This is a genomic window from Phytopseudomonas dryadis (assembly GCF_004327355.1).
GTDB lineage: Bacteria > Pseudomonadota > Gammaproteobacteria > Pseudomonadales > Pseudomonadaceae > Aquipseudomonas > Aquipseudomonas dryadis.
Window position 1 is genome coordinate 134409 of the sequence record NZ_QJUM01000014.1, and the last position, 10059, is coordinate 144467.

Below are 10059 nucleotides of genomic sequence, written 5' to 3' on the forward strand. Positions count from 1 at the left end.
CTCAGACCTCCTCGGGAGCCAGGGCCAGCAGGGCGTCGCGGGCGCGTTCGAGGAAGGCCTCTTTGCCCTCCTCTTCGCCCATGCCCAGCGGCGCGCCGAAATTCAGGGTGCACAGCAGCGGTAGCGGGAGGGTGCGGCCCTTGGGCATGACCCGGTTGAGGTTGGCGATCCACACCGGGATCACCTCGACGTCGGGGCGCGCCTTGGCCAGGCGATAGAGGCCGCTCTTGAACGGCAGCAGGCCGTCTTCCAGGTTGCGTGTACCCTCGGGAAAGACGATCAGCGAGTCGCCCTGCTCCAGGGCATCGAGCATGGCCTGCAGCGGATTGTTGCCCGGGTCGCTGCGTTGTCGGTCGACCAGCACGCCGTTGAACACCCGCTGGATGACGAAGCTGCGTAGCGCGCCTTTCATCCAGTAGTCCGCGCCGGCCACCGGGCGGGTACGCCGGCGCAGTTCGGCCGGCAGCGAGGCCCACAGCAGCACGAAGTCGCCATGGCTGCTGTGGTTGGCGTAGTAGATGCGCTGCACCGGCTGCGGCGTACTGCCCAGCCACAGCGCCCGGGCGCCGGTGAGCAGGCGCGCCCCGGAGGTGATGATGAAAGCGACCAGTGAAGCGAGCATGGGCGGTTCCTTATCCGAATCGAATGTTCGACAGCCAGGGCATCAGCACCATGGCCGCCAGGGCGATGAGCAATTGCAGACCGAACCACAGGGCCTGAAGACGCAGCAGGCGCAACGCGCTCTGGCTGCGTTGTTCCCAGGAGCGCGAGCCTTGATTGGCCTTGTGGCCGATCAGGAGCAACGCCTGGTCGAGTTCAGCCGTGCGCCTGTCGAGCTGTTCGGGTGCTTCGGCCAGACTGGCGAATAGCTCGGCATCCAGCGCCACGCGCAGGGCGTAGTACTTCTGCAACAGGCCGCAGACCAGCAGAGCGACGCAAACCGCACCTCCGGTCGTGAGGGCCATGAAGCCGAGCAAAGGCCCCAGGCCGATGATCAGAGCCAGCAGGGTCAAGCCGCCGGATAGGCGATCGAGGGACTTGCCACGACGCAACAGGCCGGCGACCAGTCGTAGCTGCATTTCACTGGCCATGCAGAGCGACTCCCTGAGTGGAGGCGGCGGGTTGCGCCAGAACGCCCTCCAATGCCTCTAAATGAGCGTTTCCCAGGACAACCCGGGGACGAGCCTGGCGAAGCAGCGAAACGGCCTCTGCGACGTTCCTGCAGCGGCCGCTGTGCAGCAGCCAGGCCGCGATGGCGGTGGCACTGCGTGAATAGCCCAGCGCGCAGCAGACCAGCACCGGGCCGTGCTGGCGAAGTTCTTCGATCGCCACGGCAGCCTGCAGGCAATGCGCGGTGCTGGGTGCGACCAGATCGAGGCTGGCCAGCTCGCGGTAGACCCTTCCTTTTACGCGGCAGGGCAACTCGGCACACAGGTCGGCAATGGCGGCGAAGGCCTGCCCTTCTCCACGTGCAGGAATGCGCCCGAGCCAGACGCCGTCGGCCACTTCATCGGGCTGCGGATGATTGCGCGTCCAGGCCCGGGAGTTGATCCAGGCGGCTGCCAGGTACGGCGCCAACAGCCAGTTGCTGGCCGCGCTCAGGCGGCCGTCGCTACGTTTCTGAAAGCCCTGGGCATCGAACAGCGCATAGTTCAGCGCCACCAGCAGCAGCGACACGGCCGGCCACAGCAGCCACAACGCCGCCCCGCCGACGTTCACCGCCAGGGCGCCGCACAGCGCCGCGCCGAGGCTGTAGCGCAGCGCCAGGCGCCAGCGTTGGCGATCGCGGGCTAGGCGCCAGGCCAGCAGCGGGCTGCGCCCCTCGCTGGGCCACAGCCACAGGCAGAGGAAGCCGGCCAGCATGCCGGTGGGCACGTCGATGAAATGATGCTGCCAGGTGGTCAGCACCGAAAGGCCGATCAGCAGGAACCAGACGTGCAGGACGATGCGCCAGGGGCCCCTGGCGTAGTGGGCGAAACAGGCCCAGAGCACCACCAGCAGGGTGATATGCAGCGACGGCGCCTGATTGAACGGCTTGTCGAAGCCCATCAGCACGTCGAACATCAGGCCGAACAGGCCGTCCAGCTGTGGGCGGTCGAAGGTGAAGCGCAGCGGCCAGAGCAGGAAGCAGACGATACAGATGAACTGCGCGCTGAGCAGGCGCAGACCATGCCGATCCATCTCGCCGCGGCTGGCCGGCAGCAGGAAGGACAGGCCGTAGAGCAGGTCGATCGACCAGTAGGGAATGATGGTCCAGGGCCACAACGGCATGTGCCGTTCCCAGGCGAACACCAGGCTGCCGACATCGTCGCGCTGAGCGCTGAACCAGTTGGCGAAGCCGTAGGTGCTGAAGAACAAGGGCGCGAGCAGCAACAACCAGAGTACGCCGCGCTTCCACAGCCCGGTTTCCCGGGTGATCGCGGCGGGCGCCATCAGGACACCCGCTGCGCCAGGGATACGCTGAAGATGCCCCATTCATCGATGCGCTGGGTCAGCTTGCGGAAGCCGGCGGCCTCCACCAGTTGATCCATTTCCGCCTGGCTGCGCCGGCGCATGACCCAGGGCTGGCCGTCGCGATGGCTGGTCAGGGCGCGGGCGATCAGCTCCAGCTGCGGGTGCCAGGGCTGCCCGGTGTACACCAGGTAGCCGCCCTCCTCCACGGCTTCGGCCAGGCCGGCCAGGGAATCGCCGACCATCTGGTTGCTGCCGAACAGTTCGTAGAGGCCGGAGACCACTGCCAGCGTCGGCTTCGCAGGCTGTTGCAAAACTACCTGCGTTGCCGCTGCTTCGTTAAAAACAGGCTCAAGATGCTCATTTACCACTTGTAAACTGCGCTCTTTCGCCTCTTTTTGCCTTGCATCGGCTGCCTCGCCTACGTTTTGCAACGGCCTGCTGAGATCCAGCGCTGCCAGGTCGGCCTTGTCGAAGGCATCGCCCTTGACGAAGCGGGCGATGTCGCCCAGGCCCTTCTGTTCGATCAGGGCGGCGCCATCGCGCACGTTGATATCGCTGTAATCGCGCAGCAGGATCGAATCGGGCTTGTCGGCACCCTGCTCCAGCGCTTCGAGGATGTAGCGGCCGTGGCCGGCGGCGATATCGACGATGCGTACCGCGCGACCCTGTTCGCGCAGGTAGCCCATGGCCAGGCGCAGCAGTTCCTCGGCATGCACCTTGCGCTGGCGGATGCCGCGCCAGCCAATCGAGTTCAGGTAGTTGCGGTCGATCAGCCGGCCCACCGGCGAGCTGCCGGTCGGGGTATTGCGGTAGACGTAGTCCAGGGTGCTGCCGGAGTCGAAGCCGGTGTCGAAACCCAGCTTGACCCCGGCGGACAGCCCGCTGCCGAGCTTCAGCCCGGCGCGGGTGGCGCGCCAGTAAAGGTCGCGGGGCGAGTTCTTCGGCAGCGGCGCGGCCAGGGTCTCCGCCTCGGCGCAGGTGGCGCCGAGGCGGTCGGCATCGAGCAGCGAAGGACGGTCGAGCGGTTCGCTGAAACTGTGCAGCACGAAGCGCCGGATACGCGCCAGGGCATGGCCGCGGTCGCGTTCGCCCAGGGTGTCGTGGAAGAAACCGGGCAGGATGTGCTGCTCCTTGCGCAGGCTGCCCAGGCGCTCGAAGAACAATTGCTGGGGTTTGCGGTGCACCACGAAGTCGGCGCCGGAAATCAGCAACTGGGTGGGGATCTGGATCGCCTGGGCATCGGCCACCACCCGTTCGGCGGCCTCGTACAGTCCCAGCAGCATGTTCACCGAAATGGCCCGGGTGATCAGCGGGTCGTCGTCGAACGAGGCGATGCGCTGCGGATCGTGGCTGAGGAACTTGGCCTTGACGTAGCTGTTGACGAAGAAGTTGCCGCGCCAGGCGCGCATCAGCTTCAGGCCCGGGCGGGCGAAGGGCACGTAGAGCTTGACCTTGAATGCCGGCGAGGCGAGCACCAGGGCGCGGATCTTCGGCGCGTAGTCGTGGGCCCAGGTGGAGACGATCACCGCGCCGACGCTCTGCGCCAGCACCACCATGTCTTGCGTGGCGATGCCATGGGCGGCGGCGATGTGGTCGATGAAGGTCTGCACGTCGCGCACGCTGGTGGCGAAGCTCGGGCTGTCGCCGCGCTCGCCCGGCGATTCGCCATGCCCGCGGGCATCCCAGGCGAAGAAGTCGAAATCGCCCAGTTGCAGCTCGTCGACCAGGTGGGCCATGCGCCCGCCATGCTCGTGGCCGCGGTGGAACATGACGATGGCCCGCCGTGGCGTGGCTGCCGTGGCCTCTGCCGCCACCCAGTGGCGATAGAACAGTTCCACGCCGTCATGGGTGGTGAAGCTATGTGTGCCAACGTCGCGCATCGGGTTTTCCTTACTCCGAGTCAGAGGGGGCAACCGCCTCGGCCAGGCCCTGGCGAACGCGGTTGAACAGCGTATACAGCAGCAGCGCGGTGATCACCACCAGCACTGCGTCGATCCAGGTCAGCGGCAGCAGGCCGCTGGCCACGCCGGCGCCAAGCACGCCGAAACAGAAGGCCCGGTCGCTCTTGCCCATGGGCCCGTCGTAGCGCCGTGAAACGCCGATCATCGGGCCCATCACCCCGGCGTATTCGCTGATTACCGCGCACAGCACCAGGATCACCACCAGCACGGGCGACACCCCGGGCAGCAGGGCGAACGGCAGGTACAGCGCGGCATCGGCGACCACGTCGCAGAGTTCGTTGAGGTAGGCGCCGAGTTTCGACTGCTGGCCGAACTCGCGGGCGAGCATGCCGTCCACCGCATTGAGCGCCATGCGCAGCAGCATCCACAGCGGGATCAGGGCGAACAGCCAGAGCTGGTCGACAGCCACGGCGAGCAGCAGGCCGAGCAGTACGGAAACGAGGGCGGCGGCGAGGGTGACCTGGTTGGCGGTGACGCCCCGTTCGAAGAGACGCTGCACCAGGGGACGCAGCAGGTCCTGGAAACGAGGCTTGAGCTGGTAGATCGAAAGCATGGCGGCGAACTCCGTTTCATCGAGGCTTCAAGGCGGCGACCGCCAGCTTAGCCGGTTGTGCTTCCCGGCGGCTGGGCGGCGAACGTGAACTGCGTCATGTTACGGTGTAATGAAAAACTTATGCCCAATTTATCGACAATCTGGGTGCTGCATAAAGCTTATATAAATCAATCGATTGAAGCTTATTTATGGCAAAAATGATTAATTGATCAACAGGTTATCCACAGATCGCTCAGAGGGCTTCTGCCGATTCCACCGGCACGCTGCGCGGTGCCAGGGCCCCGATCTCGCATTGTGCCTGGCTGACCCAGTTGAAGGCGCGTTCGTTGAGCTCGGCGATGGCCCGCGGGCCGCTGCCTTCGGCATACAGCAAGGGGCCGAACACCACTTGCACGGTGCCGGGCTTCTTGCCCCAACCCTCCTTGGGCCAGAACTGACCGGCATTGTGCGCGACCGGCAGCACCGGCAGGTTGCTGTTGACCGCCAGCGCCGTGCCGCCCCGGGAAAACTTGCCGATCTGGCCGTCGGGGATGCGCGTGCCTTCCGGGAACACCAGCACCCAGGCGCCCTGCTCCAGGCGCATGCGGCCCTGGCTGGCGAGCTGCTTGAGCGCGGCCTTGGGGTTGCTGCGGTCGATGGCGATGGGCTTGAGCATGGCCATGGCCCAGCCGAAGAACGGCACGTACAGCAGTTCGCGCTTGACCACCTGGCTCAGCGGCTCGAAGTAGGCACAAAGGAAGAAGGTCTCCCAGGTGCTCTGGTGCTTGGCCAGGATCACGCAGGGCTGCTGGGGAATGTTTTCCTGGCCCTTGATCTCGTAGCGAATGCCGGCGACCACCTTGGCCAGCCATATCGCGCAACGGCACCAGTTCTGCACCACGAAACGGTAGCGTGCGCGAAACGGCAGGAACGGCGCGACGAACACGCTGACGATGCACCAGACGAACGAGCTGGAAGACAGCAACAGGTAGAAGAGAAAAGCTCTGAGGAACTGCACTGTCGACATGTGGGCAATTACCGTTGCAGGCCTGGCCTGCGTTATCAAGTGAGAAGCCGTGCGGCGACCGCCGCCAGATCATCGAATACCAGGGTGCCGGCTGGCAATGGCTTGGCCAGGGTACGCGCGCCCTTGCCGGTCTTCACCAGCACCGGCTGACAGTCGACGGCGCGGGCCGTTTCCAGGTCACTGCCACTGTCGCCGACGAACCACACGCCCTGCAGCGCTACGCCATAGTGTTCGGCGATCCGGCGCAGCATACCGGGTTTCGGTTTGCGGCAATCGCAGCCGTCGTCCGGGCCGTGCGGGCAATGCACGATCAGCCCCAGTGCCCCGCCCTGCTCCGCCACCAGCTCGCGCAGGCGCGCGTGCATCGACTCCAGCACCGCCAGCGGGTAGTAGCCACGGGCGATACCCGACTGGTTGGTGGCCACGGTCACCGTCCAGCCGGCCTTGCTCAGGCGGGCGATGGCCTCGATGGCGCCCGGTAGCGGGTGCCATTCGTCGAGGCTCTTGATGTAGGCGTCGGAGTCCTCGTTGATGACCCCGTCGCGATCGAGAATGATCAATTTCATAGCGGCAAGCCTCAAGCTACAAGCTTCAAGCAGACATCTTGCAGCTTGAGGCTTGTAGCTTGTCGCTGCTGGGCGTCAGCCCAGCACAGAGATATCGGCGACGCCGAGGAACAGCCCGCGCAGGCGGGCCAGCAGGGCGTAGCGGTTGGCGCGTACCTTGGCATCCTCGGCGTTGACCAGCACCGCTTCGAAGAAGCTGTCCACCGGCTTGCGCAGCGATGCCAGGTGGGCCAGCGCTTCGCTGTACTGGCGCGACTGGGCCAGTGGCTGCACCGCCTGGTCGGCCTGCTGGATCGCCGCGTTGAGGGCGAACTCGGCCGGGGTGTCGAAGTAGTGCGCCTCGATGCTCGCGGCCACCTGGCCGTCGGCCTTGCCCAGCAGGTTGGAGACGCGCTTGTTGGCGGCGGCCAGGGCTTCGGCCTCGGGCAGCTTGCGGAAGGCCTGCACGGCCTGCACGCGCTGGTCGAAATCCAGCGGCGACAGCGGATTCACCGCACGCACGGCCTGGTACACGGAGACGTCGATCCCTTCGTCTTCGTAGCGCGCGCGCAGGCGGTCGAAGATGAAGTCGAGTACCTGTGGTGCCAGGCCGGAGGCCTTGATCTTGCCGCCGTACTGGCGGATGGCGAAGTCGACGGTGGCGCCGAGATCCAGATCCAGGCCCTTCTCGATGAGGATGCGCAGCACGCCCAGTGCCGCGCGGCGCAGGGCATAAGGGTCCTTGCTGCCGGTGGGCAGCATGCCGATGCCGAAGATGCCGACCAGGGTGTCGAGCTTGTCGGCCAGGGCCACGGCCGCGCCGGTCAGGGTGGCGGGCAGCTCGGCACCGGCGCCGCGGGGCATGTACTGCTCGTTCAGCGCCAGGGCGACGTCTTCCGGCTCACCGTCGTGCAGGGCGTAGTAGTAACCGGCGATGCCCTGCATCTCCGGGAACTCGCCGACCATCTCGCTGGCCAGGTCGCACTTGCTCAGCAGGCCGGCGCGGGCGCCGCGCTTGGCGTCGCCGCCGATGCGCCCGGCGATGAAGCCGGCCAGGGCCGAGACGCGCTGGGCCTTGTCGTAGACGGTGCCGAGCTGGGCCTGGAAGACCACGTTGGCCAGGCGCTGGTTGAAGGTTTCCAGCTTCTGCTTCTTGTCCTGCTTGAAGAAGAACTCGGCATCGGTGAGGCGTGGGCGCACCACCTTCTCGTTGCCGGAAACGATCTGCGCCGGATCCTTGCTTTCCACGTTGGCCACGGTGATGAAGCGCGGCAGCAGCTTGCCGCCTGCGTCCAGCAGGCAGAAGTACTTCTGGTTGTCCTGCATGGTGGTGATCAGGGCTTCCTGCGGTACTTCCAGGAACCGCTCTTCGAAAGAGCAGACCAGCGGTACCGGCCACTCGACCAGCGCACTGACTTCCTCGAGCAGTGCTGGTGGCACGATGGCCGTGCCCTGCTGCTCGGCAGCCAACTGGTCGACGCGCTTGGCGATCAACTGACGACGCTCGCTGGCATCGGCGATCACATAGGCGGCACGCAGTTCCTGGGCGTACATGGCCGGGGCCGAGATACGCACCTCGTGGTTGGCATGGAAGCGATGCCCGCGGGACACGCGACCAGCCTTCTGGGCGAGGATTTCGCAATCGATCACCTGGTCACCGAACAGCATCACCAGCCACTGGCTCGGGCGGACGAATTCGGTCTTGCGCGCACCCCAGCGCATGCGCTTGGGAATCGGCAGTTCGTTCAGCGAGTTTTCCACGATGCCCGGCAGCAGCCCGGCGGCGCCCTGCCCCGGGATGTGCTGGCTGAACTTCAGCTTCGGCCCGCTCTGATCGATGGCGTCCAGCTCGACGCCACACTTCTTGGCGAAGCCCAGGGCGGCCTGGGTCGGATTGCCGTCGGCGTCGAAGGCGGCCTGCAGCGGCGGGCCGTCGAGATTGACGGTGCGATCCGGCTGCTGGGTGGCAAGCTGCTCGACCAGCACCGCGAGGCGGCGCGGCGCGGCATACATGCGCGCGCTGTTGTAGCTCAGGCCAGCGGCCTTGAGGCCCTTTTCAACGCCGGCAAGAAAGGCATCGCCGAGGTTCTTCAGGGCTTTGGGTGGCAGCTCTTCGGTGCCCAGTTCAACGAGAAAATCGAGCGCACTCATTCTGCTGCCTCCAGCTTGGCCAGTACTTCATCACGCAGGTCGGCGGTGGCGAGCGGGAAGCCCAGGCGGCGTCGGGCCTGCAGATAACTCTGCGCCACGGCGCGGGCCAGGGTGCGCACGCGCAGGATGTACTGCTGGCGCGCGGTCACCGAAATGGCGCGACGGGCGTCGAGCAGGTTGAAGGTATGGGAGGCCTTGAGCACCATCTCGTAGGTGGGCAACGGCAGCTCCAGTTCAATGAGGCGATTGGCCTCGCTCTCGTAGAAATCGAACAGCTCGAACAGCTTGTCGACGTTGGCGTGTTCGAAGTTGTAGGTCGACTGTTCCACTTCGTTCTGGTGGAACACGTCGCCGTAGGTCACCTTGCCGAACTGGCCGTCCGCCCACACCAGGTCGTACACCGAATCGACGCCCTGGATGTACATGGCCAGGCGCTCGAGGCCATAGGTGATTTCACCGGTGACCGGGTAGCACTCGATGCCACCGACCTGCTGGAAGTAGGTGAACTGGGTGACTTCCATGCCGTTGAGCCAGATTTCCCAGCCCAGACCCCAGGCGCCGAGGGTCGGCGATTCCCAGTTGTCTTCGACGAAACGGATGTCGTGCACCAGCGGGTCGATGCCGATGGCCTTCAGCGAGCCCAGGTACAGCTCCTGGAAGTTCTCCGGGTTCGGCTTGAGCACCACCTGGAACTGGTAGTAGTGCTGCAGGCGATTGGGGTTCTCGCCATAGCGGCCATCGGTGGGCCGGCGCGAGGGCTGCACATAGGCAGCGTTCCAGGTTTCCGGGCCGATGGCGCGCAGAAAGGTGGCGGTGTGGAACGTACCGGCGCCCACTTCCATGTCGTAGGGCTGCAATACCACGCAGCCTTGCTCGGCCCAGTATTGTTGTAGGGCGAGGATCAAGTCCTGGAAGGTGCGCACGGCAGGCGTTGTCTGGCTCACGAAAAATTCACCTGTTGGGGCTGCGACAGAAAGCCGGGGAGTATACCCGAAGCGAGGCGCAGGCCGCATGCCACGCCGTCTTGAGCGGTCATTTTCGGGTTGTCTGGCATGGCCCTGGGACTCATGCCATGCCTGATCGTAGGGTGGATCGCGCTTCATCGATCCACCGGCGGTGACCCGACGTAACGCTGCTCTGGTGGATGAAAGAGCGCCATCCACCCTTGTATCTCGACTACAGCCTTTTAACGAGGCTATGGTTCCCGACTGATCATCGGGGGAGGAGCTGCAAGCCGTGTCCACCCTTAAGCCTTGAGCTTGCAACGTAGATTGCGCTGCGCCCTCCACACTCATCCGCTAAGTCCGAACGGTATCCAGAGCTTCGAGCTCGCATCAGCAAGGTTGGACGGATGCAGTGACGATCAGCAACCCAAAGGAGGAGATGATG

At 65.3% G+C, this 10059-nt stretch carries 9 protein-coding genes; all 9 read right to left on the reverse strand.

The window, feature by feature from the left end; translation table 11 throughout:
• Window position 1: 1 nt before the first annotated feature.
• On the reverse strand, window positions 2-622 hold the full coding sequence (locus tag DNK34_RS13790) for a lysophospholipid acyltransferase family protein (RefSeq protein WP_131177934.1): 621 nt from the start codon (window positions 620-622) through the stop codon (window positions 2-4).
• A 10-nt stretch (window positions 623-632) separates the two neighbouring features.
• Window positions 633-1091 (reverse strand): hypothetical protein, encoded by a 459-nt coding sequence (locus DNK34_RS13795; RefSeq protein WP_131177933.1) that lies wholly within the window; start codon window positions 1089-1091, stop codon window positions 633-635.
• Complete coding sequence (locus DNK34_RS13800) at window positions 1081-2433, reverse strand: phosphatase PAP2/dual specificity phosphatase family protein (protein ID WP_131177932.1); 1353 nt, start codon at window positions 2431-2433, stop codon at window positions 1081-1083. Before DNK34_RS13800 ends, DNK34_RS13795 begins: the two co-directional genes overlap by 11 nt.
• Window positions 2433-4334: a bifunctional alpha/beta hydrolase/class I SAM-dependent methyltransferase gene (locus DNK34_RS13810; protein ID WP_242675240.1), complete on the reverse strand. Its 1902-nt coding sequence runs from the start codon at window positions 4332-4334 to the stop codon at window positions 2433-2435. Before DNK34_RS13810 ends, DNK34_RS13800 begins: the two co-directional genes overlap by 1 nt.
• Window positions 4335-4344: 10 nt before the next feature.
• Window positions 4345-4968 (reverse strand): CDP-alcohol phosphatidyltransferase family protein, encoded by a 624-nt coding sequence (locus tag DNK34_RS13815; RefSeq protein ID WP_131177931.1) that lies wholly within the window; start codon window positions 4966-4968, stop codon window positions 4345-4347.
• Window positions 4969-5200: 232 nt separating this feature from the next.
• Window positions 5201-5974 carry a lysophospholipid acyltransferase family protein gene (locus DNK34_RS13820; protein ID WP_131177930.1) on the reverse strand — a complete coding sequence of 258 codons (774 nt, stop codon included), beginning with the start codon at window positions 5972-5974 and terminating at the stop codon, window positions 5201-5203.
• A gap of 35 nt (window positions 5975-6009) precedes the next feature.
• On the reverse strand, window positions 6010-6540 hold the full coding sequence (gmhB, locus tag DNK34_RS13825; protein WP_131177929.1) for a D-glycero-beta-D-manno-heptose 1,7-bisphosphate 7-phosphatase: 531 nt from the start codon (window positions 6538-6540) through the stop codon (window positions 6010-6012).
• Between the two features lie 75 nt (window positions 6541-6615).
• Window positions 6616-8670 carry a glycine--tRNA ligase subunit beta gene (gene glyS, locus DNK34_RS13830; RefSeq protein WP_131177928.1) on the reverse strand — a complete coding sequence of 685 codons (2055 nt, stop codon included), beginning with the start codon at window positions 8668-8670 and terminating at the stop codon, window positions 6616-6618.
• Complete coding sequence (gene glyQ, locus DNK34_RS13835) at window positions 8667-9614, reverse strand: glycine--tRNA ligase subunit alpha (RefSeq protein ID WP_084303824.1); 948 nt, start codon at window positions 9612-9614, stop codon at window positions 8667-8669. The genes glyS and glyQ overlap by 4 nt, the downstream gene beginning before the upstream one ends.
• Between the last annotated feature and the right edge of the window lie 445 nt (window positions 9615-10059).

Excerpts from the sequence above, each read along its gene's own strand:
- gmhB (WP_131177929.1), bottom strand. The coding sequence starts at position 6,540 with ATGAAATTGATCATTCTCGATCGCGACGGGGTCATCAACGAGGACTCC.
- glyS (WP_131177928.1), bottom strand. The coding sequence starts at position 8,670 with ATGAGTGCGCTCGATTTTCTCGTTGAACTGGGCACCGAAGAGCTGCCA.
- DNK34_RS13790 (WP_131177934.1), bottom strand. The coding sequence starts at position 622 with ATGCTCGCTTCACTGGTCGCTTTCATCATCACCTCCGGGGCGCGCCTG.
- DNK34_RS13810 (WP_242675240.1), bottom strand. The coding sequence starts at position 4,334 with ATGCGCGACGTTGGCACACATAGCTTCACCACCCATGACGGCGTGGAA.
- DNK34_RS13800 (WP_131177932.1), bottom strand. The coding sequence starts at position 2,433 with ATGGCGCCCGCCGCGATCACCCGGGAAACCGGGCTGTGGAAGCGCGGC.
- DNK34_RS13820 (WP_131177930.1), bottom strand. The coding sequence starts at position 5,974 with ATGTCGACAGTGCAGTTCCTCAGAGCTTTTCTCTTCTACCTGTTGCTG.
- DNK34_RS13815 (WP_131177931.1), bottom strand. The coding sequence starts at position 4,968 with ATGCTTTCGATCTACCAGCTCAAGCCTCGTTTCCAGGACCTGCTGCGT.
- DNK34_RS13795 (WP_131177933.1), bottom strand. The coding sequence starts at position 1,091 with ATGGCCAGTGAAATGCAGCTACGACTGGTCGCCGGCCTGTTGCGTCGT.